24 protein-coding genes are annotated in these 25,297 nt (G+C 60.6%); 5 read left to right on the top strand and 19 right to left on the bottom strand.

Annotation, left to right across the window (positions count from 1 at the left end; genetic code table 11):
- Positions 1–336: 336 nt before the first annotated feature.
- The gene (locus HX814_RS01520) at positions 337–774 is read right to left on the bottom strand and encodes a DUF3995 domain-containing protein (protein ID WP_003214721.1); all 438 of its coding nucleotides are present in this window, start codon (positions 772–774) and stop codon (positions 337–339) included.
- 93 nt (positions 775–867) lie between these two features.
- Here HX814_RS01520 and HX814_RS01515 point away from each other — a divergent pair, with 93 nt between their 5' ends.
- On the top strand, positions 868–1,257 hold the full coding sequence (locus HX814_RS01515) for a DUF2946 domain-containing protein (protein WP_177008218.1): 390 nt from the start codon (positions 868–870) through the stop codon (positions 1,255–1,257).
- A gap of 95 nt (positions 1,258–1,352) precedes the next feature.
- Positions 1,353–3,479 (top strand): TonB-dependent siderophore receptor, encoded by a 2,127-nt coding sequence (locus HX814_RS01510; RefSeq protein ID WP_177008219.1) that lies wholly within the window; start codon positions 1,353–1,355, stop codon positions 3,477–3,479.
- Between the two features lie 156 nt (positions 3,480–3,635).
- Here HX814_RS01510 and HX814_RS01505 read toward each other — a convergent pair whose 3' ends face one another.
- From HX814_RS01505 to HX814_RS01495, 3 genes are all read right to left on the bottom strand, one after another.
- Positions 3,636–4,652 (bottom strand): ABC transporter substrate-binding protein, encoded by a 1,017-nt coding sequence (locus HX814_RS01505; RefSeq protein ID WP_008437166.1) that lies wholly within the window; start codon positions 4,650–4,652, stop codon positions 3,636–3,638.
- Positions 4,653–4,775: 123 nt separating this feature from the next.
- A complete protein-coding gene (locus HX814_RS01500; protein ID WP_008437165.1) occupies positions 4,776–4,973 on the bottom strand; it encodes a hypothetical protein in 198 nt (65 codons plus the stop codon).
- Positions 4,973–5,422, bottom strand: coding sequence for a hypothetical protein (locus tag HX814_RS01495; protein ID WP_003214715.1), 450 nt, complete (start codon positions 5,420–5,422; stop codon positions 4,973–4,975). The genes HX814_RS01500 and HX814_RS01495 overlap by 1 nt, the downstream gene beginning before the upstream one ends.
- Before the next feature lie 415 nt (positions 5,423–5,837).
- Here HX814_RS01495 and HX814_RS01490 point away from each other — a divergent pair, with 415 nt between their 5' ends.
- From HX814_RS01490 to HX814_RS01480, 3 genes are all read left to right on the top strand, one after another.
- A complete protein-coding gene (locus tag HX814_RS01490) occupies positions 5,838–6,092 on the top strand; it encodes a hypothetical protein (protein ID WP_177008200.1) in 255 nt (84 codons plus the stop codon).
- Positions 6,093–6,233: 141 nt separating this feature from the next.
- The gene (locus HX814_RS01485) at positions 6,234–6,464 is read left to right on the top strand and encodes a hypothetical protein (RefSeq protein ID WP_003214713.1); all 231 of its coding nucleotides are present in this window, start codon (positions 6,234–6,236) and stop codon (positions 6,462–6,464) included.
- 83 nt (positions 6,465–6,547) lie between these two features.
- Positions 6,548–6,784 (top strand): DUF2789 domain-containing protein, encoded by a 237-nt coding sequence (locus HX814_RS01480; RefSeq protein WP_003214711.1) that lies wholly within the window; start codon positions 6,548–6,550, stop codon positions 6,782–6,784.
- A 4-nt stretch (positions 6,785–6,788) separates the two neighbouring features.
- Here HX814_RS01480 and HX814_RS01475 read toward each other — a convergent pair whose 3' ends face one another.
- From HX814_RS01475 to iolC, 15 genes are all read right to left on the bottom strand, one after another.
- Positions 6,789–6,992, bottom strand: coding sequence for a hypothetical protein (locus tag HX814_RS01475; protein WP_003214710.1), 204 nt, complete (start codon positions 6,990–6,992; stop codon positions 6,789–6,791).
- 125 nt (positions 6,993–7,117) lie between these two features.
- Positions 7,118–8,338 carry a methyl-accepting chemotaxis protein gene (locus tag HX814_RS01470; protein WP_371318514.1) on the bottom strand — a complete coding sequence of 407 codons (1,221 nt, stop codon included), beginning with the start codon at positions 8,336–8,338 and terminating at the stop codon, positions 7,118–7,120.
- A 619-nt stretch (positions 8,339–8,957) separates the two neighbouring features.
- Positions 8,958–9,362 (bottom strand): TraR/DksA C4-type zinc finger protein, encoded by a 405-nt coding sequence (locus HX814_RS01465; RefSeq protein WP_003214706.1) that lies wholly within the window; start codon positions 9,360–9,362, stop codon positions 8,958–8,960.
- Positions 9,363–9,764: 402 nt separating this feature from the next.
- Positions 9,765–10,802 carry an ABC transporter permease gene (locus tag HX814_RS01460; RefSeq protein WP_003214704.1) on the bottom strand — a complete coding sequence of 346 codons (1,038 nt, stop codon included), beginning with the start codon at positions 10,800–10,802 and terminating at the stop codon, positions 9,765–9,767.
- A 59-nt stretch (positions 10,803–10,861) separates the two neighbouring features.
- Positions 10,862–12,415, bottom strand: coding sequence for a sugar ABC transporter ATP-binding protein (locus HX814_RS01455; protein WP_008437161.1), 1,554 nt, complete (start codon positions 12,413–12,415; stop codon positions 10,862–10,864).
- A gap of 63 nt (positions 12,416–12,478) precedes the next feature.
- Entirely contained in the window at positions 12,479–13,414 is a 936-nt protein-coding gene (locus HX814_RS01450; protein ID WP_003214701.1) for a sugar ABC transporter substrate-binding protein, read from the bottom strand.
- 365 nt (positions 13,415–13,779) lie between these two features.
- On the bottom strand, positions 13,780–14,820 hold the full coding sequence (locus tag HX814_RS01445) for a Gfo/Idh/MocA family oxidoreductase (protein ID WP_087694123.1): 1,041 nt from the start codon (positions 14,818–14,820) through the stop codon (positions 13,780–13,782).
- A gap of 113 nt (positions 14,821–14,933) precedes the next feature.
- Positions 14,934–15,794 carry a sugar phosphate isomerase/epimerase family protein gene (locus HX814_RS01440; protein WP_003214697.1) on the bottom strand — a complete coding sequence of 287 codons (861 nt, stop codon included), beginning with the start codon at positions 15,792–15,794 and terminating at the stop codon, positions 14,934–14,936.
- A 160-nt stretch (positions 15,795–15,954) separates the two neighbouring features.
- Positions 15,955–16,965 (bottom strand): Gfo/Idh/MocA family protein, encoded by a 1,011-nt coding sequence (locus HX814_RS01435; RefSeq protein ID WP_008437157.1) that lies wholly within the window; start codon positions 16,963–16,965, stop codon positions 15,955–15,957.
- A 19-nt stretch (positions 16,966–16,984) separates the two neighbouring features.
- A complete protein-coding gene (gene iolD, locus HX814_RS01430) occupies positions 16,985–18,916 on the bottom strand; it encodes a 3D-(3,5/4)-trihydroxycyclohexane-1,2-dione acylhydrolase (decyclizing) (protein ID WP_177008221.1) in 1,932 nt (643 codons plus the stop codon).
- 10 nt (positions 18,917–18,926) lie between these two features.
- A complete protein-coding gene (locus HX814_RS01425; RefSeq protein WP_177008222.1) occupies positions 18,927–19,742 on the bottom strand; it encodes a TIM barrel protein in 816 nt (271 codons plus the stop codon).
- 27 nt (positions 19,743–19,769) lie between these two features.
- Positions 19,770–21,272 (bottom strand): CoA-acylating methylmalonate-semialdehyde dehydrogenase, encoded by a 1,503-nt coding sequence (locus HX814_RS01420; RefSeq protein ID WP_177008223.1) that lies wholly within the window; start codon positions 21,270–21,272, stop codon positions 19,770–19,772.
- A gap of 22 nt (positions 21,273–21,294) precedes the next feature.
- Positions 21,295–22,089, bottom strand: a complete 795-nt coding sequence (gene iolB / locus HX814_RS01415) for a 5-deoxy-glucuronate isomerase (RefSeq protein WP_177008224.1) — start codon at positions 22,087–22,089, stop codon at positions 21,295–21,297.
- Positions 22,086–22,979, bottom strand: coding sequence for a myo-inosose-2 dehydratase (gene iolE / locus HX814_RS01410; protein WP_177008225.1), 894 nt, complete (start codon positions 22,977–22,979; stop codon positions 22,086–22,088). The genes iolB and iolE overlap by 4 nt, the downstream gene beginning before the upstream one ends.
- Before the next feature lie 148 nt (positions 22,980–23,127).
- Positions 23,128–25,065, bottom strand: a complete 1,938-nt coding sequence (iolC, locus tag HX814_RS01405) for a 5-dehydro-2-deoxygluconokinase (protein WP_102605499.1) — start codon at positions 25,063–25,065, stop codon at positions 23,128–23,130.
- Between the last annotated feature and the right edge of the window lie 232 nt (positions 25,066–25,297).

Genomic DNA, 25,297 nt, shown 5'->3' with positions numbered 1-25,297 from the left:
CAGATAAAAATACCGATTACCTTACTTAAACCAACGCTCAAAAAAATTTAGCCATTGCGCATGTAACACAATGAGAATTTAAAACCGAGAAATTAAATATTTTAATATCCAGATCGGGCAAAAAATGCCATCGACTTATTTGAGTACAGATTCGAAACAAAAAAATCCAGCTCTGGTGTAACAACAAAATTTTGCAGCCCGGACGGATCACCTAACCTATACCCTACGAACTACTTCCTAAGCCTTTGATTTCTGTGGGCCACCTGACGTCGTATCATCAGGCGGGAATGTAGTTTATACAACGCAGCCCTCACTCTACTGCGGCAAACGTTCCCCTCAACTCCACGCCACCACCAACAACCCCGCCCCCAACACCAAACACAGCGGCGAGTAAAAAAATGTATCCAGCCGCGCAAACCGCGACCCGCCGACCTTCTTGAAAAAACCCACCAGCTCTGAATCCCCAATCGCCCGGGCAAACATCACCAGTGCTACTGCACTAATCCCCCACTGCAACGCATGGTTGGACACCGGCTCGAAATACAGCCCGGCCCGCAAACACACCAGCACCGCAATCGCCACCAACCCCACACCCACCAGCAACGTTCCCAGTGCCGACGGCTTGAACGCCGGTCGCGGCCCGCTGGCGAATTCACCCGGCAGCTGCGGAATAGCCGCCGTCACACCCAATTTGCCGCCGGCCGCCCAGTACAAATGCACCAGGCTGATAAAGCCAAAAACCCCGACGATCCATCGCGCGACTAAAAAGCTCATGGCTGGATATCCTTGGAAAAGTCCGAGAGAGGATAGCCCTCTTGAGATTTTTTGCAGGCAATTCGTCGGCGGCTGATGGTAAAGTGCCGCCCCATGAAACTCGCCCGTACCGACCGCTCGCTCATTGCCTGGATGCTCTACTGCTGCGTCCTGTTCAATGTGTTCGCCTGCAGCATCGGCCACGGGCAAATGGTCGGGATGCAGCTCAATGGCATCGGCGGCCAGTTCTGTACGGTGGACCCGCGCACCCAGGCGCCGGTGCCTTACAAGTCCACCGATGAATCCCTGCCCACGCTCTCGAAAGCCTTCGGTTGCCCGCTGTGCTCCACCGGCGGCATGGGCCCGGCGCTCAACTCCAGCCTCAATGTGGCGGTGCTTCCGCAACCCCATGCGCCGCCGCCCGCCATCGTTGCCAGTGCCGACATCCCTGCCCGCTTCACCTGGCCTGCGGCTAATCCGCGCGCCCCGCCCGCCTTCGCCTGATACCTGCGCTTTTCTGATTGGCCCACGCGGCTGCCTCCCCCGGGAGTGCGGACGGCACTGGGTTGTTTTCAAGCCAAGTTTTTCAGGATTCAACCATGAAACATTTACCCCTTTTGGCGGGCCTGTTCGGCTGCCTGCCTGTCAGCACCTGGGCGATTGAGCTGGCACCGACCACCATTGATGGCGAGCAAACCGGTGATGCCGGCCTGGCCCTGGATCAGTCCAGTGGCATGGCCTCGCGCCTGGGGCTGAGCGTGCGGGAAACCCCGGCGTCCATCAGCATTGCCAACCGCAATGACATCGAGCGCCGAGGCGCCAAGACCTTCCAGGACGCGGCCAATACCCTGCCCGGGGTCAACGCCAGCGCGCCGCCGGGGTTTGGCGGTTTCATTTCCTATCGAGGGTTTACCAGCAGCCAGATTACCCAGATGTTCAATGGCGTCGCGGTGTCCGGCGGCCTGGCTCGCCCCGTGGATGCGTGGATTTATGACCGGATCGAACTGGTGGGCGGGCCCTCCTCGCTGATCAACGGCGCCGGCTCCGTCGGTGGTTCGCTGAACTACGTGACCAAGCTGGCCACCCGTGAGGAACAGGCCGCCGAAGGTCAGCTCACCTATGGCAGCTACGACACTGCCGGAATGGCCTTCGGCCTGAACCACGCCCTGACCGAGCCGGGCGCCGAGGTCCAGCATTACGCGCGCCTGGACGTAAGCCGCAACACCAACCACACCTATATCGATCGCCAACAGCGCGATGCCTGGAGCGTGGCGTTTTCCCTGCTGAGTGATTTCACCCCGAACCTGTCCCACACCCTGGCCCTGGAATATCAGGACGAACACGAGGACAGCCCCTACTGGGGCACACCGGTGCTCAACCCGAAGTCGGGCGAGTTGAAGATCGACAAACACAACCGCTTCAACAACTACAACGTGGCCGACGGTCGTTATGAGCAACGCACGATCTGGGTGCGCTCGATCATCGACTACCGGATCAATGACAGCACCACGCTGAAAAATACCCTCTATCACCTCGACAGCCAGCGCGACTATCGCAACCTGGAAACCTACCAGTACAACGCTGACAACAGTGCAGTGAATCGCTCGACGGCTTATCAGGTGCGGCACCAGGGCGAGCAGAACGGCAACCAGTTCGAGCTGCGCCATGACAACACGTTCTTCGGCTTGAGCACCACGTGGTCGGGCGGCTTCGAGTACAGGGTCAACAGCACCACCAACAATCCGTTGAATGTGGCAGGCAACAGTACGGTGGACCCGAACAACTATGATCCCGGGCATTTCTATGACATCCCGGGCACCAAGCCCGGCTTCGATCCGGACAAGACCAACGCCGTCACCACCAAGGCATTGTTCCTTGAGAACCGCCTGGGCCTGACCGACAAGTTGTCGTTGCTCACCGGCCTGCGCTACGACGCGATTGACCTCGAAGTCACCAACCACCGGGATATCACCGCCAGCAATCCGCGGCATGTCAAACGCAGTTGGGAGCCGGTGACCGGGCGGATTGGCCTGACGTATCAGTTCATCCCGCAAGCCAATGTCTACGTGCAATACAGCACCGCTGCCGAACAGCCGAGCAGCACCACCCAGGTGTTCGATGTGTCCACCGGCAAGCAATGGGAAGTGGGCAGCAAGTTCGATTACATGGACGGTCGCGGCTCCGCCACGGTGGCCGCCTACCGGATCGAGCGCAAGGACTTCGCCGTCACCGACCCGCTGGACCCGACCAATAGCATTCCGGTGGGCGCGCAGACGTCCAAGGGTATCGAGCTGGCCAGTTCGTTGCGGGTCACGCCCAAGCTATTGCTGGAGGGCAACTACGCCTGGGTCGATGCCGAATACGAGGACTTCAACGAGAAAACCGCCAGCGGTGCCGTGGTGTCGCGCAAGGGCAATACGCCGACCAATGTGCCCAGGCAGGTGGGTAATCTGTGGCTGACCTATGACTTTGCGGAGGATTGGCAAGGAGGTGTGGATGCGCGGTATGTGGCGTCGGTGTACGCCGATAACGCCAACACCCTGACGGTGCCGGCCTATACCTTGTTCGGGACGTTTTTGACTTACAAGGTGGATCAACACACCTCCGTGACGGGCCGGGTGCGCAACCTGACCAATGAGGTGTACGCCGAGTTTGCCCATGTGTCGCCGGCGTATTACCTGGGGTCGCCGAGGACGTTTGAGCTGGCGGTGCAGACGAAGTTCTAAAGCCCAGCAAGTTTCAAGGCAAGAATGAGGTCAGTGTGGGAGCGGGCTTGCTCGCGAAAGCGGTGAGTCAGTCAATACAAATGTTGGCTGAAAAACCGCTTTCGCGAGCAAGCCCGCTCCCACATTTTTGATCGCAATCGGGCTGTTATATCGGTGTTACTTCAGGCTGGCTTCGACCTTCTGCGCCACATCCTCAGTCAGCCACGCCTTCCAGACTTCCGGATGATCCTTGAGAAATGCCTGGGCGACCTCTCGCGGCTGGCTGTGCTTCTCGCTCATTTCGGCCAGCGCCTTGTTCAGCGGCTCGATCGGAAAGTCGACCTTGGCAAAGAACTCGGCGATCTGCGGATGCTCCTTCTGGAACGGCGTGGACACACCGATGCTCAGCTTGGAGGCCAGGGAACGTGTAGGTTTCGGGTCAGGATTGTCTGCATCGGTCAGCGTCTTCCACGCCTCGGCATCAAATGGCGGCTCTTCCAGTTGGATCAGCTTGTAGCGCCCCATCAACGGTGTAGGCGACCAGTAATAGAACAGCACCGGCTTGCCCCGGCGGATCGAGGAAGCAATCTCGGCATCCAGCGCAGCACCCGAACCACTGCGGAAATTCACATAGCTGTCGTCAAGCCCGTAGGCCTTGAGCTTTTGCTTGTTGACCACTTCCGAGGTCCAGCCAATCGGGCTGTTGAGGAAACGGCCCTTGCTCGGTGCTTCCGGGTCCTTGAACACGTCCTTGTAGCGCGCCAGATCCTTCACGCTGCGCAGGTCCGGCGCGAGGGGCTTGATGCCTTTGGCCGGGTCGCCCTTGACCACGTACTCCGGCACCCACCAGCCTTCAGTGGCGCCCTTGACGATATCCCCAAGGCCCACCACTTTGCCTTCGGCCTCGGCCTTGACCCACACCGGGCTGCGGCCGGCCCACTCTTCGCCGATCACCTGGATGTCGTTTTTCGCCAGGGCGGTTTCCAGGGTGATGGTGGTGCCGGGCAAGGTGTCGGTGGGCAAGTCATAGCCCTTTTCGACAATCACCCGCAGCACCTCGGTGATCAGGCTGCCGCTTTCCCAGTTCAGGTCGGCAAAATGAATCGGCGCCTGGGCCGCTGATACCGGCAGCGACGCCACCGACAGACTCAGGGTCGTCAGTGAGGCTGCCAACAGTGCTCGAATTCCTTTCATGCTTTGCACCTCATGCCTTACAGCAATCGCGAATGGCTTTGCTGTAACACCGCGAAGCCTCTGAATACTTAAGTCAACTCAACTGTAGTAGAGGTTCCGGGGAACATGGCAGGTTGCCGGTTTTTACGCAGGATTGTTCAGCCGCTGCAACTCGCGGCGCACCATGCTGGCGAATTCGGCGGGCTTGAGTTCATACAGTTGGCCGGCGACCCAGCTCAACCAGGCGCCCTGTAACTCGGCCTTGCGGGCAAACAATTGAGCCGCCGTGGCTTGGGCATCGAGCAGGTGCTGCTCGTGGAACTGCGCCCTACCCTGGCTCATTACTCGCTGGCCTTGAAGGTCACGAGTTCACCCTTGCGCCATTTGGCGGCCTTGCCGGTGACGGCCTTCAGGGTCTTGGTCAGGCCTTCTACCAATTGCTCATTGGCGGCAAACACCAGCATCACGCTGTGGCCTTCCTTGAACACAATGCCCTGGCCTTCGGCCGAGGACACAAAGGCGTAATCGCCCAGGCCATACACCGTCAACTTGATATCGCGAAACTTCAGTTCGAACTTGCCGCCTTCGCGGCTGGGCAACACAGCGGCCCGGAAATGATCACCGACCTTGAGTTCCAGGCGCGGTTTGTCGTCTACCACCAGCGCAGCTTCAGTATCGATCTCGGCGATATAGATACCTTCAGGTGTCTGCTCAGTGACGTAGACGAAACGGGATTGAAACTGCTTGACCAACTTTGCGCGCAAATCACCCAGCACGAATAACGCGTGCATATCCAGATTACTGACTGCCAAGGAAACGCCCCCACATCAAAAGGGTGCTGTCCGCCCAAGCGGGCAGCACAAAAAAACGGCCGGAAACGGCACGATCACACAACAAATCCACTGATAAAAACTGAAGAAGATCACGCTGCCAGGCCATGAGACTAGTACAGGCGTGCCCGACGCACCTTACGCAGGTCGCCAGGCGTTGCAGGAAATCACAGGTTTAACGACCAGAGAATACTGGCCGACCCACTTCAGACAATAACCCTTTAAAAAATGCAGTTTCCGACATCCAACACAGAAACTAATGCTTTGGATGGAACCGGACGCCGGACACTGACGACAATACTAAAACAGCAACACAGGTCAAAACCACTCGAAATACTGCAAGCGGGTACGCAATGTCGATCGACAGGAGCTGATTATGCAACGACCTCAACCGATTGCCACACCTTCGAATACAGGTTCATCTTTTATCGATGACGGGGAATTCTACTCCCTATACACCCACGACAGTTGCCTGCATTCGGCGCTCTATCGGGTAGTCCCCGCCGGGAGAAACTTTTTCCATATCCTTGAAGTGCCCAGTGGGCGGATCAAAGGTTTTCGCAGCGGCCATAGCCAGGCCTGCGAACTGGCCCGACAGCTGGAAGCCATCCTGCAAGCGCCACACGGCTGAGGCGCGGCTGGCGTTTCGTCATCTGGTTGACTTTACTGCGCCGCCAGCGCGTAACAACTGCCATACTGGTCCGTCCATTGAGATTTGTGCCCTTGCGGTTCAGGTTTCATCAGCGCAATTACCTCCAAGGGAAGGCTATACGTGACGGAATTTGATATTGGCGAATTTTTCATCCATGGCGAAGCCAGGGAAGTAGACGGTGAGTTCCAGGCCGTGATTGTGATGCGGGCCAAGGCTCCCCTGACCACCGTGACGACTCACCAGGTAGAAAAGGACCGCTGGTTCAAAACCGTAGACGCTGCCAACACGGCTGCCAAGGAAGCCGCAAAAGCCCTTAAGGCCGCCGTTGATTCCGGCGCGCTGACCTCCTGATTACCCGGCGCGACAATCCGATCGAACTCTGTCCCGCAACAACCCTCCCATGCATACGATGATCAGCCCGCATGGAGAACGATATGGAAGCGCAGACCTACACCCTCGAAGACCTGTTTGAACAACTTGGAGAAGATTCGTCACCCGAAGGGATTGACGATTTTATCGGCAAACACACCCTGCCCAATGACGTAAAGCTGATTGACGCGGATTTCTGGTCACCGCAACAAGCCCAATTCCTTAAGGATGAACTGCGTGAAGACGCAGTCTGGGCGATCGCGGTCGACGAACTGAACCAGCGCCTGCACCAGCAACCCTGAGCCTTCAATGCAGGCTGTCTGACTGCTCCAGGTGCAACAGCGCCTCCCAGGCAGCCCTGCACTCTTCAGCCTCATCGCGACTGGCGAACGCCGTGCCGCGCTGCTCGCCATTGAGCAACACTACCCAACAGGCCTTTTGCCCCAGCGCACGCAGGGTGGGCGGTACGCCACTGCCAATCATCACAGCCACATCGACTTTGGTTTGCATGGAGCGCCTCCGGAAAATTAGTTAGCTGGCTAACAATGTTCGCCATGCTACGGTTTTCTTCCAGTTGGAAAAAGCTATCCCCGGAATAGCTCCCTTGCATTACCTGCAACAATCGCCCTCGTGGGTCAGCGGCCCTCAGGCCTGTAGCCCAGGCGCAAGCCGCCCCAATGCCGGCCATTGACCGTGATCGGCACGGACAAGTCGTGCATCAACTCCCCGGTATCGCGGGTGTAGGTCTGCAACAACACCGCCTGCTGGTGGCTGCCGCAGCGGATTCCCGTGCGGTCTTCAAACTTGCGCTTGGTACGATTTTGTACCGCGTCCACTTGGGCATCGCCGGTCAACGCTTGGGAGAACGCCTTGTTGTGGGTCGGCACATAACCCTGTGGCGTGCAGGCGATGGCGAATACCAGGCCCTCATGCCGGGGCAACAGGGCTTCCTGGATGGCCGGCAGCACCTGGTCGGTGTAGCCGTCAAAACGCGTGTGGTACTTGCTTGGCCGCGTGTTGGGAATGGCGGTATAGCTGCGGTCGAACAGGTCATCGAGGCTGATGCGGTTTTGCAGGACGTCGGCTTCAAACTGCGCGGCAATGCGGCTCGCGCCTTCGCGTGCCAGGTCATAGATGCGCTGGTGGTAGTCATCCAGGCCGACCTCGGCGAGGCGTTCACTGATGGTTTCGGCCTGGCCTTCCATTTGTACGGCGGCGGCAGCCAACTGTTGGGTCTGCTGGTCGCTGACGGTCAAATCGCTGCGCATCTGCTCCACCGCATGGAACAGGCTGTCGAGTTGGGCGCGGTTGGTGTCGGTGCCCTGGGCGATTTCATTGACCTGGCCTTCGACATCAGCTGCCAGGCTGGCAATGCTGTCCAGTTGCTCGCCGGCGTGCTCCACCTGCTCTACACCGGATTGCAGATCGGCCGACAATTGCCGGATCTGCTCCACCACCTGGGCGGTACGCTGCTGGATATCCGCCACCATCACCCCGACTTCATCGGTCGCCGTGGCGGTTCGCCCTGCCAGGCCACGCACCTCGTCGGCGACCACCGCAAACCCGCGCCCATGCTCACCGGCCCGAGCCGCTTCAATCGCCGCGTTCAAGGCCAGCAGGTTGGTCTGGCTGGCGATCGACTGGATCACCAGGGTGACGCGCTGGATTTCTTCGCTGCGCTGGCTCAAGGCCTCGATCAATTGGCGGCTGTCGTTGGCGCGCTGGCTGAGCTGGTGCATGCGGGTGATGGACTGCGCCAGCACCTCACGCCCTTCGGTACTGCGCTGATGGGCCTGGCTGGCCGCGCCGAGGGCCTGACGGCTCAGTTGCGAGGTGACCTGCTCGGTGCCGATCATCACTTCGGCACTGCTGACGATCTGCTTCGCCGCGCCCAATTGAGATTGCAGCCTGGCCGCCAGTTGCTTGACCGAATAGGCCACGCCGGCAGCAGACAGTGCGTTATGGCTGGTGGTGTAGGACAGGTCGCGGGTCAGCTCGCCGATTGCATCGGTGGCTTCGGCCGGTGCGGCATTGTGGGTGCGATGTTTCAGGCGGGGCAGCCAGATCAGCAGCAGGGCCACCGGCAGGCACAGGTAAATCGAGAGTTGGGCGAACGCCAGGCCCAGCAGCAACAGCACCAGGGCGGTACTTTGCAGGAGCGGCGTCAACCAGCCGGGCAACCGTCGCGCCACCACGGGTGGTGACACTGCTGCGCCCATGAGAGATCCGTCTCCAGCCATGTTCGTTACCCCGCTGCTTGTCGTTATTGTGACTGCATTAGACGCCACTATGTGGCCATTATCCATGGGCCTTTAGTGGGGGGCTTGCAGCAGATCAATAGACAGCGGTAATACGGGCGAAATCTATGTAGGAGCGAGCTTGCTCGCGAAGAACCTGAGAGCACCGTTGGGTATCAGGTTTCCCGCGTTATCGTGAACGACCTTCGCGAGCAAGCTCGCTCCTACACGGGGGGCATCAGGCTTGACGCTGGTGCTTGTCGATTTGCTCGTGGCGCTCTTGCGCTTCGATGCAGTACTTGGTGGTCGGGCTGATCAGCAGGCGCTTGAGGCCGATAGGCTCGCCGCTGTCATCGCACCAGCCGAAGGAGTCTTCCTTGATACGGCCCAGGGCCTGCTCAAGTTGCGGCAGCATGCGCTGGTCGCGGTCGATGGCGTTCACCAGCCAGGTGCGCTCTTCTTCGACAGAAGCAGCGTCGGCCGGGTCTGCCGGGGTGTCCAGGCTTTCAATGGCGATGCGGTTCTGCTCGATGCGCTCGTGGTGTTCCACTTTCATGTCCTGCAACAACTTCTCGAAAAAAGCGTGCTGCTCGGCATTCATGTAGTCATCCGCCGGCATGGCCAGCAACTTTTCCTTTGTCATTGATTTCTCTATAAAAAATACGTGCATTAAGGCGAATAAGGGAGCGTTCCGGCCGACCTCTGCAGGTCTCGGAAAGGCGCCGTCCATTTCAAGCGCCACCCGGCACTCAATTTACGAGGGGCGGCAGTCTAAGGCCGACTTGAGGGCTCAGCAACTGAAATGACAGGCATTTTTTCCAAGATAACCCGCAAAGGCACCAGGACGGGCTCGGCGAATGGTCATCGGAGTGCGTTTATAGCAAGAAATTCAGTGTTGTGGAGCTATATAGAAGACAAACGGTTAAATGTGGGAGCGGGCTTGCTCGCGAAGGCAGTGTGTCAGTCACTGAATGTTTAACTGATACACCGTCTTCGCGAGCAAGCCCGCTCCCACATTTTGACCGATGCGGCCTTGAGGACCGTGTCAGCGCTTGAGTTTGCGCTTGTTGCGATATTGGTCGATCACCACCGCCACCACGATGATCAGGCCCTTGATGATGTCTTGGATGTACGCATCCACGCCGACGAAGGTAAACCCGCTGGCCATCACGCCGAGAATCAACGCGCCGATCACGGTGCCGGTGATGCGCCCTACCCCGCCCGCCAGGCTGGTACCGCCGATCACCGCAGCGGCAATCGCGTCCAGCTCATAGGACATGCCCATCCCCGCCTGCCCGGTGGCTGCCCGTGCCGACGCCACTACACCGGCCAGGCCTGCCAGCAGGCCGGCGATGCTGTAGACGATGATCAGGTGGCGCTTGACGTTGATGCCCGAGGTGCGCGCCGCCTGCATGTTGCCGCCGATGGCGTAGGTGTACTTGCCGTACTTGGTGTAGCGCAGGGCGATATGGAAGATCACCGCCACCACCAGGAAGATCACCACCGGCATCGCGCCGTGGCCGATGGCCGTGTAGGAGTCCGAGAGCATGCTCACCGGCTGGCCTTCGGTGTAGTAACGCGCCAGGCCACGGGCCGAGACCATCATGCCGAGGGTCGCAATAAACGGTGGAATCCCGGTGACCGCAATGATACTGCCGTTGATCGCCCCCGCCAGCAGCCCCACGCCCAGGCCCATCGCCACCGGTATCCACACCGGCAGGTCAGTCAATGACGGAAACACCGCACGGGAAAAGTCGGAAGTCTGCGCCAGGCTGGCGGCGATCATCGCCGACAACGCCAGCACCGAGCCCGAGGACAAATCGATACCGGTGGTGATGATCACCTGGGTCACGCCAATCGCCAGCAGGCCGATGATCGAAACTTGCAGGATCATCAATACAAGGCGCTGGGAGTTCATCAGGAAGCTCTGGTCGCGCACGATCCAGCCGAACAACTCAAACACCAGGCCGATGCCAATCAGCACCAGCAGGATGCTCAGCTCGGTGGGCATGCGTCGACGGTGCTTGACCGGCGCCGCAGCGGGCTTCTTTTCCTCGGGTTTGCTTTCCAGTATCGCGTTCATAACCACTCACCTTTTTTATCGCGTTGCGCCGGCCACAACGGGCCGGCGCCGTCTGTTCGTTAGTGGACCGCCGTCATACCGGAAGCCAGTTGCATGACTTTTTCCTGGGTCGCATCCGCGCGGTCCAGGGTGCCCATCAGGTCGCCTTCGTGCATCACCATCACCCGGTCGCTCATGCCCAGCACCTCGGGCAGCTCCGAGGAAATCATGATCACCGCCATGCCTTCGCTGGCCAGGTAGGAAATCAGCCGGTAGATCTCGGCCTTGGCGCCCACGTCGATACCGCGAGTGGGTTCGTCGAGGATCAGCAGCCGTGGGTTGGTCATCAGCCAGCGGGCCAACAGGGCTTTTTGCTGGTTGCCACCGGACAAGGTGTCGATGCATTGCTCCAGCGACGGGGTTTTCACCCGCAGCTTGGTGCACATGTCTTCGCACAGGGCACGCAGGGCTTTTTGCTGGATAAAGCCATTGCCGGAGTAATGCGGCAGCACAGCCATCTCCATGTTTTCCAGTACCGATAGGCAGGGGAACAGGCCGCTGAGCTTGCGGTCTTCGGTCAGCAGCGCGAAGCCCTTCTCGATGGCCATATGCGGGTCGGTGATGCGCACGGTCTTGCCGTCCAACTGGATCTCGCCGCCGGAGCTTGGGGTGATGCCGAAAATGGTTTCGGCCACATTGGTCCGCCCGGAGCCCATCAGCCCGGCGATACCGAGAATTTCCCCGGCATGCAGGTCGAACGACACGCCCTGGAATACCCCATCCAGGCGCAGGTCGCGCACCGACAGCAGCAGATTGCCGATGGGCTTGTCGCGCACCGGGAACAGCTGGCTCAGCTCACGTCCCACCATCATCGAGATCAGGCTGTCGCTGTCCATGCTGTCGGCCCGCTGCAGGCCGATATAGGCGCCATCGCGGAACACCGCGACTTCATCGGCGATGGCGAATACTTCGTTCATTTTATGGGTGATGTAGATGATGCCTTTGCCCTGGGACTTGAGGTCGGCAATGATCGAGAACAGGTGGGCCACTTCCTTGTCGGTAATGGCGGAGGTCGGTTCATCCATGATCAGGATGTCGGAGTCATAGGACACCGCCTTGGCAATCTCGACCATCTGCCGCTCGGCAATGCTCAGGTTGCCGACGTGTTCCTCCGGGTCGAGGTTGATCCGCAGCCGCGCCAGTAATTCGGCGGTGCAGCGGTGCATTTCCCGATGGTTGACCATGTGCAGGCCGTTGAGCTGTTCGCGACCGATCCAGATGTTCTCGGCGATGCTCATGTGCGGCATCAGGTTAAGTTCCTGGTGGATCATCGCGATCCCGGCCTTCTGCGCCGCCAGCGGTGTTTCGAATTTGATCGGCTTGCCACGCAAGCGGATTTCACCGGCGTCGGGCTGATAGATGCCGGCGATGATCTTCATCAGTGTCGACTTGCCCGCACCGTTCTCGCCCATCAGCGCCAGCACCGAGCCGGGGCGCACCCGCAGCTGCACATCGGCCAGGGCCACGACGCCGGGAAAGCCTTTGCTGATGTTGGAGATCTCCAGCAGATAGGGTTCTTCCAGTACCAAGGGCTGGATACCGGGAGGCTGGGAAGCAGTCGCTTGAGCAAACATATCGGGTACTCCGTCAGCAGGGCCGCCGTGGCTGCCCTGCCGGTTTATTGTTGTTATTAAGGGCTACTTGAAGTCTTTGACGTTGTCCGGGGTGATCAGCTTGAACGGGATCACCACGTTCTGCTCGACCGGCTCGTGCCTGGCCATCTTGCGCGCCGCTTCCACCGAACCCACGGCCTGGCCATTGGCGTCCTGGAACGCCGACGCGGCCATGTCGCCCTTGGTAATCGCGTTCAAACCGTCCGGTGTGCCATCCACCCCGGCGATCAACACGGTGCCCGGCTTGGTGCCCGCCGACTTCAACGCCATGGACGCACCGATGGCCATCTCGTCGTTGTTGGCCAGCACCGCGTTGAATTCACGGCCTTGGGTCAGCCAGTCGTTGACCAGGGTCATGCCCTTGTCACGCAGCCAGATGCCGGTCTGTTCCTGCTCGATGGTGATGCCTGGGTATTTGGCCAGGACTTCCTTCACCCCCTTGGTGCGGTTGGTGGTGGAGTTGTTCGCCAGGTCACCCAGCAGGATCACGATCTTGCCCTTGCCGCCGAGCTTTTCGGCGATGTACTGCATTTGCAGGCGACCCGCCTCGACGTCATTGGAGGTCACGGCCACGATGCCTTTGGGCAGATCCGTCTGGTCGGGACGACGGTTGACGTACACCAGCGGAATGCCCGCTGCGAGGGCCGCTTTACTGATATTGGCGGTAGACGCCGTGTCGACCGGGTTGACGATGATGGCGTCGACTTTCTGGCTGATAAAGTTCTCGACCTGGCTCAGTTGCTTGACCACGTCGGCGCGGGCGTCTTCGAACTGCAGCTGCACGCCGTCACCCTTGGGGTAGGACTTGGCTTGCTTGTCCATGTCTTCACGCAGGTAAGTCAGGAAGGTGTCATCGAACGCCGACATGCTCACGCCCACCTTGATATCGGCCGCCGTGGCGAAACCACTGGCGAGCATCATGGACAGGGCCAGCGCGGTAAAACGGATCGGGGTCTTCATGAACGGTCTGTCTCCAATTTCTTGTTGGTTTTGTGGACGTTGCGTTTTTCAGAGCGAAGCGGTCGGCAGTCGAACGATCGGCGCCCCCGGAATGCAGCACACCAGGGAACCCTTGCTTTCGACGCACAGGACATTCAGGAGGGAAAAGTAAAACGGCCGGGCGCGGGGCAGACCGCGTGGCTGGAGGGCAGGACGTAAAACTCGCAGTACAGCGTTGAAGATTTTCATCTGACGGTACCTGGTTGTTTTGATCTTGTTTTTGTCGAGTCGCCCGAATCGAGTCCGAACGTACTTTATGCAACCTGGAATGACTTTATTGGAAAATAATTTCCATATCAACCTGTTTTAGAATTTTATTCTATTTTTCATCCATGAGGCTCCATAGCCGCCATTTCCACTACCTGCTGGCGCTCTGAACTCAGGCGCGCGGCATCCAGTACGCGGGTGGTTGCCAGCGCATCCAGGACGTTCACCGGCAACTCGCCGTGGCCTTCCACCGCGCTTTGCAGCTGACTGTAGAACTGATTCCAACGGCCCTTTTCCGACGGCACCCGCTCACGATCCGGCCCCTGCTCGAACCAGCCCCAGCGTCGATGTTCTTCAGCGCCCCAGTGCTCGCCTTCGGTTTTCGGGGTCTTGCCGGCCAGCAGCGCCTCTTCCTGGCCGTCCAGCCCTTCGATGGTGTAGCAACCGGCCGTACCATTCACCCGAAACCGCGGGGCCTGGCTGTTTTGCAGGGCGCTGCCCCACAGGTGTGAAATCACCCCGTTGGCGTGGGTCAGCGATACAAAGAAGCCGTGGTCTACGTTCGGCTCATCGGCGGTGTAGTGCAACTGCGCGAAGACCCGGTCCACCGGGCCGAACAGTTGCATGGCCTGGTCCACCAGGTGGCTGCCCAGGTCCCGCAGGAAGCCGCCGCCGCTGGCATTGCCCACCGAGCCCGGGTTGTAGCGCTCCACCCGGGATTCAAAGCGGGTGACGGAGCCTAGGGCTCCGGCGTCGATCAGCTTGCGCAGGGTCAGGAAGTCCGAATCCCAGCGCCGGTTCTGGTAGACGCTGAGCAGCACGCCCTGGCGCTCGGCGGCGGTGATCAAGGCCTGGGCCTGTTCGGCATTGCTGGCAAAGGGTTTGTCGCTGACCACCGCCACACCGTGCTCAATGGCCTCCAGCACCAGGGCCGGACGGCCCTTGAGGGTGGTGGAGATCACCAGCACGTCGACACCGGCCTCGGTGATCTGCCCGATACTGTCGAAGGCCTTCACTCCGGGGTGATCCGTCGCCAGTTGCTGGCGACGTTCGGGTGACCGTGTCACCACGCCGACAAAGGTCGCCCCCGGCAGGCTGGCTATCAGGGGTGCATGAAATACACGGCCGCCTTTGCCGTATCCAACCAGTCCGATTCGCATACAAATACTCCTTGGTTAATTGTGGCGAGGGAGCTTGCTCCCGCTCGACTGCGTAGCAGTCGCAAGCTTTTCGGGGCAGCAAGCTCCCTCGCCACAGGGCAAGCCACAACGGTCTAACAGCACAACTCGCGGGTCACCCGCTCCAGCATCATCCGGTTGGACTCATCCGGCCGGTCTTCCCAGGCAAACACCGACACCGTGGCAATGCCGTCGAACTTGATTTCCCGCAGAGTGCCGAAAAACGCCTCCCAGTTCACCTCGCCCTGGCCGATGTCCAGGTGCTGGTGCACGGTGGCGGTGACGCCCGGCGGGTTGACGATGTAGCGCAGGTTGGACGAAGCGCGGTGGTTGTAAGTGTCGGCAATGATCAAGTGGCTGAGCTTGGAGCCTGCGTACTTGAGCATCGAGGCGATATCGCCCTTGCCGTCGTCATAGAAGAAGGTGTGCGGCGCGGCGTAGAGGTAGTTGATCCAGTCGCGGTCGAGGCCGCGAATGATGTCCACCGACTCGTTGTTGCGCTCGCAGAAGTCGTACGGATGCGCCTGGATATCCAGCTTGATGCCTTCGCGCTCGAACTCCGGCATCAGCTCGTCCATGGAGCGCATGAACTGGTTCTCGCACACCAGCGGGTTGTCGGACTGGCCGGTGAATTCGGTGTTGACCAGCTCGCAGTCCATTTCCACGGCGATCTGGATCGCGCGCTTCCAGTTGCGCACGGCGGCAACCCGCAGGCCTTCGTCGGCGGCGGCCCAGTGGTACATGGGCAGCAGGGATGAGAGTTGCACGCCGGCGTCGCTCAGGGCCTTGCGAAATTCCTTGATGCGCGCGCGGTCGACCCGGGGGGCCTTGTAGAACGGCAGGAAGTCTTCCCGGGGCGAGAGTTCGATGTGCTGGTAGCCGAGCTCGGCGGCCTTGTCGACCATTTGGCCGAGGGGCAGGTGGCGGTACATGTAGGGGTCTAATGCGATGCGCATGCTTGAGATCTCCCGAATTTGAGGTAGGAACTCGGTCAAATGTGGGAGCGGGCTTGCTCGCGAATGCGGTGGATCAGTCGATGCAAATGTTGACTGAAAGGCCGCATTCGCGAGCAAGCCCGCTCCCACACTGACTGCGTTACATCAGTGAGGGTTGTGATTAGCCGTAGAAATGCGGACGGGGTGGCAGGCCCACTTTCACAATCTGCCCACTGTTCTGCGCCTCAATACACGCATCCGCCGCCACCGCCGCTGCAAAACCATCCCACGCCGACGGCCCCCCCACTTGCCCTGCCCTTACACCGTCGATAAACGCCTGCAGCTCAACGTCATACGCCGCGATGAACCGGTCTTTCCAATCCATCAGGATCGCATTCGACAACTTGGCCCCGCTGCGCATCTGCACCTGGGACGGCTCCGGCAATTTCGCAATACCGGTCTCCCCCACCACTTCGCACTGGATGTCGTAGCCGTACTGGCAGTTCACAAACACTTCCACATCGATGCGCGTACCCTTGGCGGTTTCCAGCAGCACGATCTGCGGGTCACGCAAGTGCGCCAGCGCCTTGCTCGATTTACGCGGGAACACCACCTGCACCGACACGTAGTCATCGGCCAGCAACCAGCGCAACACATCCAGCTCGTGGATCAGGGTGTCGGTGATCGCCATGTCGGTCTTGTAGTTCTCACCCACCCTCGGGTTGCGGTGGGCACAGTGCAGCATCAGCGGCTCGCCGATCTGGCCGCTGTCGATCACGGCTTTCAAGGCGCGATAGCCTTGGTCATACGGACGCATGAAACCCACCTGCACCAGGCGCTTGCCGTGGGCCACTTCGGCCTCGACGATCTTGCGGCAGCCTTCGGCAGTCACCGCCAGCGGCTTCTCGCAGAACACGGGTTTGCCGGCCGCAATCGCCGCCAACACAAATTCTTCGTGGCTCGGGCCCCATGAGGTCACCAGGATCGCCTCGACCTGCGGCGAATTGATCAGCGCGTGGCCGTCCGGGTACACCTCGGCGGTGAGTTTCAGGTCAGCGACGACCTTGGCCGCCTGCTCAAGGTTGATGTCGGTCACGGCCACCACCTGGCTGTTGAGCAAGGTCTGGCTGCAGCGACGAATGTGATCCTGGCCGATGGCGCCAGTACCGATAACACCCAACTTCAAAGACATGAAAACACTCCTCTTGTTATTAGTACTGCCGGGCCTTGGCCAGGCGTTCATTGAGTTGTTTGGCCACCGCATCGGTGCGCGCGCTGGTGGACACCTGCGCCACACCGACGCGCCACCACGACAGGTATTTGTGGATCATGGTTTTCGGCAGGACCTTGACATCAATCAGCGTCGACACGGTTTGCGTGCGCGCATCGGCCAGCGCCGCCTGCAACTGCTCCACGGTGTTGACCTTGTAGGTCTTGCAACCATAGGCCGCCGCACTCATGGCGAAGTCCACCGGCACAAAACCGCCGTCGAGCTTGCCGGTCTCGGGGTTGCGGAAGCGGAACTCGGTGCCGAAGCTGTCCATGCCGTGTTCCATCTGCAAATTGTTGATGCAGCCGAAGGTCATGTTGTCCAGCAGCACCACGTTGATCTTGCGCCGCTCCTGGATCGAGGTGGCCAGCTCCGAGTGCAGCATCATGTACGAGCCGTCGCCCACCAGTGCGTACACCTCGCGCTCGGGCTCGGCCAGCTTCACGCCCAACGCGGCGTTGACCTCATAGCCCATGCACGAATAACCGTATTCGACGTGGTAGGTGTTGACGCCCTTGCTGCGCCAGCTGCGCTGCAAGTCACCGGGCAGGCTGCCGGCGGCGGCGACGATGATTGCGTCGTCGGCCAGGGCTTCGTTGAGCACACCGAGTACGCGGCTCTGGGTCAGGCAGGAGCCGGTCAGCTCGATAAACTCACGCAGCACCGCCGGGTCCATGTGGTCGTTGATTTCAGGGACGAAGTTTTCAGTCTGGTATTCCGCCTGGTAGATCCGGTCGACTTCGACGTCCAATTGCGCCTTGGCATCCCGTGGCTGATCCCCCCAGCTGGAACGGTAGTCGCCCAAGGCTTCAGCCAGTGCTTCCAGGCCAACCTTGGCATCCGCCAGCAACTGCACGCCATCGAGTTTCAGTGCATCGCACGGGCTGATATTCAGGTTGAGAAACTGCACCTCAGGATGCTTGAACAGTGACTTCGACGACGTGGTGAAATCGGTATAGCGCGTGCCGATACCAATGATCAGATCCGCCTCGGGTGCCAGCAGGTTCGCCGCCAGGCAGCCGGTTTCACCAAGACCGCCGAGGTTCAGTGGATGGCTTGAAACCACCGCACTCTTGCCCGCCTGGGTTTCCGCGAAAGGAATGTCGAAGCGTTCGGCAAAGGCTTGCAGCGCGGCATTCGCCCCGGAGTATTTGACCCCGCCGCCACACACGATCAGCGGTTTGCGCTTGCCCTTGAACGCCGCCACGGCATCCCCCAGCATCGCTTCGGTCGCCGGGCGACGGTCGATACGGTGCACGCGTTTTTGCAGGAAGTAATCCGGGTAATCCCAGGCTTCGCCCTGTACATCCTGCGGCAGGGCCAGGGTCACGGCGCCGGTTTCCGCCGGGTCGGTGAGCACGCGCATGGCGTGAATCGCCGCCGTCATCAGCTGTTCCGGGCGGTTGATGCGGTCCCAGTATTTGCTGACCGCACGAAACGCGTCGTTGGTGCTGATGCTCAAGTCGTGGAACTGTTCGATTTGTTGCAGTACCGGATCGGGCTGGCGACTGGCGTAGACATCACCGGGCAACAGCAGCAACGGAATCCGGTTGGCGGTCGCGGTCGCCGCGGCGGTCAACATATTCGCCGCACCCGGCCCCACCGAGGAGGAGCACGCGTAGATCTTGCGGCGCAAATGCTGCTTGGCAAAACCAATCGCCGCGTGGGCCATGCCCTGTTCGTTGCGGCCCTGATGCACCACCAGGTCGCCGCTGTCCTGCTCCAGGGCCTGGCCCAGGCCCAGCACATTGCCGTGGCCAAAAATCGTGAAGATGCCGGCGACAAACTTGCTCTGCACACCATCGACTTCGATGTACTGGTTATCCAGAAACTTCACCAGGGCCTGGGCCATGGTCAATCGGGTTGTGGTCATGGGGTGCTCCTTATCGTTTCTGCAGGTGGGCGATGCTCGCCCCCAATGCCTGCTTGATATCGGCCAGGCCGTGCACGCTTTCGGCGAACGGTTCGAACGACAGGTGGCCGCTGTAGCCGGTGCTGAGCAGCGTGTCGATCTGCGCGGCATTGCCCAGGATGTCAGCCTCGCCCACCAGCACGCGGTGGCCGTCGCGGATCGAGCTCAGCGGTGCGTCGGCATCTTCCACGCCGGAGATATGCACCAGCCCGGTCAGCTCGGGGAAGAACTCATGTTCACTGGCCAAATGGTGGTGGAAGGTGTCATGCACCACGCGGAACACATCCAGGCCGCCGACAGACTTGATCGCATCCACGGCCACGCGTTTGCGGCGCAGGGAGCATTCTTCAAACCCCAGGGGTTCGACAAAACCGAGAATCCTGTATTCCCGCAGGATCGGCGCCAGTTCACTCAAGGCGGTGCGCAAACCGGCCGAGCGCTGGGCTTCGTTGCGCGAGTCGGCGCGGTCGTTCAACGGGCACATCACCAACGCCTGCGCGCCGCATTCGCGGGCATAGGCCGCCAGCTTGATGGCCTGGGCGCGGCGTTCGTCATTCCACACATCGAAGGGGTACAGCGCGTTGATCGACAGCACCGTGATGCCATGCACCGCGCACAATTCGCGCACGCGGCTGGCAGGGGTGCCGTCTTCAATCTCGATGCCCTTGAGGTCGTTGCGGATCTCGATGGCGTCGCATTTCAGGGTCACCGCCAGCTGGATAAAGTCCGGCAGGGAAAGGCTGGGGGCGACCATGCGGTTCAGGGCAAAACGTAGAGGCGACTTCATTATTGTTGTGCTCCACACTCGAAAACGTTACTTGGCGGTTGGCATGCTGAATTCAGGGCCCTTGGCGATGCTGTCGGGCCAGCGTTGCATGACGCTCTTGTAGCGGCTGTAGAAACGAATGCCTTCTTCGCCATAGGCGTGGTGGTCGCCGAACAGCGAGCGCTTCCAGCCACCGAACGAATGCCAGGCCATCGGCACCGGAATCGGCACGTTGATGCCGACCATCCCGACCTTGATGGTGCGGGCAAAGGCACGGGCAATGCCGCCGTCGCTGGTAAAGCACGACACGCCGTTGCCGAACTCATGGGCGTTGATCAAGGCCACGGCACTGGCAAAATCCGCCACCCGCACGATGCCCAGCACCGGCCCGAAAATCTCTTGCTGGTAGATGCTCATTTTGGTGGTGACGTTATCGAACAAGGTCGCACCGACGAAGAAACCACCCTCCGCGCCCGGCACCTTGAAGCCACGACCGTCGACGATCAGCTTCGCGCCCTGGGCCACGCCCTGGTCGATAAACCCTTCGACCTTGGCCTTGTGTTCGGCGGTAACCAGCGGGCCCATCTCGCTGTCTTTTTGCATACCGTTGCAGACCTTCAACTGGTCGATACGCGGCAGCAGTTTTTCGATCAGCCTGTCGCCGACATCACCCACCACCACCGCAATCGAGATCGCCATGCAGCGCTCGCCGGCCGAGCCGTAAGCCGCGCCGATCAAGGCGTCAGCCGCCTGATCCAGGTCGGCGTCGGGCATCACGATCATATGGTTCTTCGCCCCGCCCAATGCCTGCACACGCTTGCCGCGCTGGGTGGCCTGCTGGTGGATGTACTCGGCAATCGGGGTGGAACCGACGAACGAAATCGCCTCGATATCCGGGTGCTGCAACAGGCCGTCTACCGCGCTCTTGTCACCCTGCACCACGTTGAACACACCGTCGGGCAGCCCGGCTTCGGTCAGCAGGCGGGCCATCAGCAAACTGGCGGACGGGTCGCGCTCCGACGGCTTGAGGATGAAGCAGTTACCGGTGGCCAGCGCCAGCGGGATCATCCACAGCGGCACCATCACCGGGAAGTTGAACGGGGTGATGCCGGCGCACACGCCCAGTGGCTGACGCAGGTTCCAGTTGTCAATGCCGCCGCCGATGTTGTCGCTGAAATCGGTTTTCAACAGGTTTGGCGCACCGCAGGCGAACTCGACGATCTCGATACCACGGGTGACTTCGCCCTTGGCGTCGGAGAACACTTTGCCGTGTTCGCGGCTGATGATTTCAGCCAGCTCATCGTGGTGCCGGTCGAGCAATTCCTTGAACTTGAACAGCACCCGCGAACGGCGCAGGGACGATTGCTCGGACCACGCCGGGAAGGCTTTCAGCGCCGACGCCACGGCCTCATCGACGGTCTTCTGGCTGGCCAGCCCGACGCGGGCCTGGACTTCGCCGGTGGCCGGGTTGAACACATTGCTGAAACGCTCACTGGCGCTGTCGTGCACTTGGCCGTTGATGTAATGGCCGATTACCGGGGCGTTGCTCATTATTGTTCTCCGTCGAAAGTGCTTAAAGATCCAGCAGCCAGCTGTGCTGCGGGTCGTTATGGAAATGCCAGGCGCGCTTGGGGCCGGCCATCACGTTCAGGTAGTAAGACTCGTAGCCATACGGCACGCTGACCGGGTGATACCCCTTGGGCACCACCACCAGGTCGCTGTTTTCCACGGCCATGGCCTGGTCGATGCTGCGGTCGTCGGTGTAGACCCGCTGGAACACAAAGCCCTGGGGCGGGTTGATCTGGTGGTAGTAGGTTTCTTCGAGAAAGCTCTGGTGCGGCAGATCGTCGGTGTCGTGCTTGTGGGGCGGGTAGCTCGACGAGTGACCGGACGGCGTGCGCACTTCCACCACCAGCAGCGAATGGGCAGGCTCGCTGTCGGGCAGGATGTCGCACACATAGCGGGTGTTGGCGCCCTTGCCGCGTACGCTGCGCTTGCATTGCTCGGGGCGAATCAGGCGGGGGGCCAGGCCGGCATCGGTTGAGCCGGGAGCGGCGCAGACGGCGATTTGCACGTCGCTCAACGCGGTGACCTGAGCGTCGGTGCCCGGTGGCAGGTAGGCGGCGAAGGGAGATTTATCTTCGAAAACCGAGTGGCGATCACCGAGGTTTTCCCAGTTGAAGCCTTCGCCCTGAATCGTCACCCGGCCGCTGAGCAGCACCAGGCACAGTTCCTTGTCGCCGGCGGTGACTGGCAAGGTTTCACCCAGGCTCAGGCGGTAGGCGGCGAAGCCCACGTATTCCAGGCGCCCTTCTTCCAGCGCCACCAGGGTTTGCCCGCGCTTGCTGCTTTTGACCAACAGGCTCATTGTCCAGTCCTCTCGCTCAACAGTGCGCGCAGGGTGTCGTAACCCTTCTTCGCATAGATGTAGCTCGGCGCCACGGCAGGATCCTGCTCGGCCTCCACTACCAGCCAACCCTGGTAATTGGCAGCCAGCAGCACGTCCAGCAGCGCGGCGAAGTCGATATCGCCGTCGCCGGGCACGGTGAAGGTGCCGTTGACGATGCAGTCCGGGAAGCTCCACATCTGGTTGCGTGCCAGTTGCACCACCGGCTTGCGCACATCCTTGAAGTGCACCTGGCAGATGCGGGCGATGTGTTTGCGCAGCACCTCGATAGGCTCGCCGCCACCCATGTAGCAGTGGCCCGAATCAAACAGCAGGCCGACTTCCGGGCCGGTGCGGCGCATCAGTTGGTCGATGTCTTCCGGGGATTCGACGTAGGCGCCCATATGGTGGTGGTACGCCAGGCGCACGCCCTGGGACAGGGTGAAGCGCGCCAGTTCGGTGAGTTTGTCGGCGTATTCCTGCCAGGCCTGTTCGCTGTGAAAACGCGGGCGTTCGATCAGGCGCACCGGCGAACCCTGGATCGAATCGGCGACTTCTCCATACACCAACACGTTGGCGCCGTTTTCACGCAGCAGTTCGACGTGGCTGGCGATGGATTCGATTTCTTCCGCCACCGAGCGCCGGGCCAGGCGGCTGGAGTACCAGCCGGAGACCAGTGCCAGGTCGTAGGGGCGCAATACGTCGCCGACGCCTTTGGCGTCCTTGGGGAATTTACCGTTGAGTTCGAAACCTTCGTAGCCGATGTCCTTGCCTTCGCTGAGGGCCGTGCTCAACGGCGTTTCACCGCCCAGGGCCGGCAGGTCGTCGTTGCTCCAGGAGATCGGGTTGATGCCAATTCGGATAGCGGGCATGGCTGCACCTATTATTGTTTTTTCAGAGTTGCCTGAGATCTGCTTTATGTGGGAGCGGGCTTGCTCGCGAAGGCGGTGGTTCAGTTGGTGTATCAGTCGACTGACACTCCGCTTTCGCGAGCAAGCCCGCTCCCACATTTGACCGTGTTTAACTTCGAGAACTGCGCCAAGCCTTAATCAATTGCTCAAAGATGCACTGCACCTGCTCAATCAAGGCTTGATCGTCAATCTCCCCCGCCAGCCAGGCTCGGCTCGGTTCCTGGAAGATCGTACGACCCACGGCGAACCCGCGGCAGGTCTGGCTTTGGCTGGCTTGCTGGAAGCCATCGGCCAGGCATTCGGCGGAAGCGTTCAGGCCCAGCAGCACCACGCCCCGGCAGTAGGGATCGCGCTCCTGGATCAGCTCGTCGAGCTTTTTCCAGTCTGCGGCCGACTGCGCCTCGATCTTCCACCACGCCGGGTAGATGCCCAGGTTGTACAGGCGCTTGAGGCTGCGATAGAGCACGTCGGGATAGGTGGACGGGTGATCCTTGGGGGGCACGACTTCCAGCAGCAGCTCATGGCCGCTGACCAGGGACGCCTGATACAGGGCCTTGAGTTGCGCTTCCTGTTCCAGGCGCAGCAATGGCTCGTCATCGGGGTGAAATTGCACCAGGCACTTGATGATCTGCTCCCGGGGCCAGGCAATCAGGTTGCTGCCCACCGAGCGCCCGTGTTCAAAGGCCAGCGGCCGTGAATTCTGGACTTCCACCGGGCGGGCGATCCACCAGCCGCGACCGCTGGCGGCGTTCAGCGCGTCCTGGCCGAAGCGTTGGTCGGCCAGAATCCCGACGTCAGCCTCGACGCCCTGCTCCGCCAGTTTGCTTTCAACCCGTTCCACGGCCTGGATGAACAGTTGCTTCAGGGCGCTGATGCGCGCCGGGTCCTGGCCGCCTTTTTGGGCCAGTTCCACCAACTGCCAGCGGTGGTCGAAGGCAAATACAAACAGCTGCTTCCAGACCTTGCGCGGCACGCTGACCTGGTGCAGGCGTTGCAGCACTGCGTCCTGGTCCGGGCGGGTAATCGGCACCGGGCTGTTGAACAGGTAATCGAGTTCGGCGCGGGTCGGCATGGCCGGCGCGCAGGCATGGCGCGACACCACCAGGCCGCCGCAGGCATTCGCCAACTGGCTGCAGCGCTCGTCGCTGGCGTCTTCAAGCCAGCCGCTGAGGAAGCCGGACATGAAGGCATCGCCGGCGCCCAGCACGTTGAGTACTTCCACCCGTACCCCGGGGTAGATCGCGCCGTCTTCAAGGCGGGCCGGGATATCGCCGTGGATCACCGTGCAGCCCTGGGGGCCAAGCTTGACCACCAGGGTGGCCGAGGTCAGGCCACGCACCGTGCGCAATGCCGTGAGCAAATCTTCACTGCCACCGGCAATCAGGAATTCTTCTTCGGTGCCGACGATCAGGTCAAAACGCGGGAGGATTTTCTGCACGTGCTGGCTGACATTCTGGTCGGCCACAAACCGGGTTTCGCCATCGGCCTTGCCGGCCAGGCCCCAGAGCACCGGGCGGTAGTCGATGTCGAGCACGCGTTTGACGTTGTGCTTCTCGGCGTAGTCCAGGGCCTGGATGCTGGCCTTGTACACGCCGTCGGTGGAGAAGTGGGTACCGGTGATCAGCAACGCCTTGCTGGAAGCAATGAACGCTTCACTGATGTCTTCGGCGCGCAGGGCCATGTCGGCGCAGTTCTCGCGGTAGAACACCAGCGGGAAGGTTTCGCGGTCCTTGAGGCCCAGCAGCACCAGGGCGGTGAGGCGTTCCGGGTCGACCTTGATGCCGCTGACGTCACAGCCTTCGCGGGCCAGGGACTCCAGCAGGAAACGCCCCATGTGGTCGTCCCCTACCCGGCTCAACATCGCCGACTTGAGCCCCAGCCGCGCAGTGCCGAACGCGATGTTGGCGGAGGAACCGCCGAGGTACTTGGCGAAGCTCGAGACATCCTCCAGCCGTGCACCCACTTGTTGTGCGTAAAGGTCGACGCCCAGGCGTCCCAGGCAAATCAGATCCAATTGACGCCCACTGGCAAAACGAGTCTGGCCCATGCTGGCTCCTGTTATTTTTATCAGCCTGCGTGTGCCGTCGCGGTGGCGGCATACGCTCTTGGTGCAAGCAGACTAGAACGTCTGGTGACGCCAATCAATATTTATTCTATAAATATTTTTTGTGGAATATATTTTCCAATACGCCATCATCGGTATGTTCCAGCCGCAGTGCATCGTTTCAGCTGCACCGTGGGGCGGGATGCCGAGGTATTTTTTTGCGCCTACGCTGTAG

Origin of the sequence: Pseudomonas sp. C8002 (genome assembly GCF_013385765.1) — a bacterium.
Classification (GTDB): Bacteria; Pseudomonadota; Gammaproteobacteria; order Pseudomonadales; family Pseudomonadaceae; genus Aquipseudomonas.
This window is presented reverse-complemented; position numbering and strand designations above follow the sequence as displayed.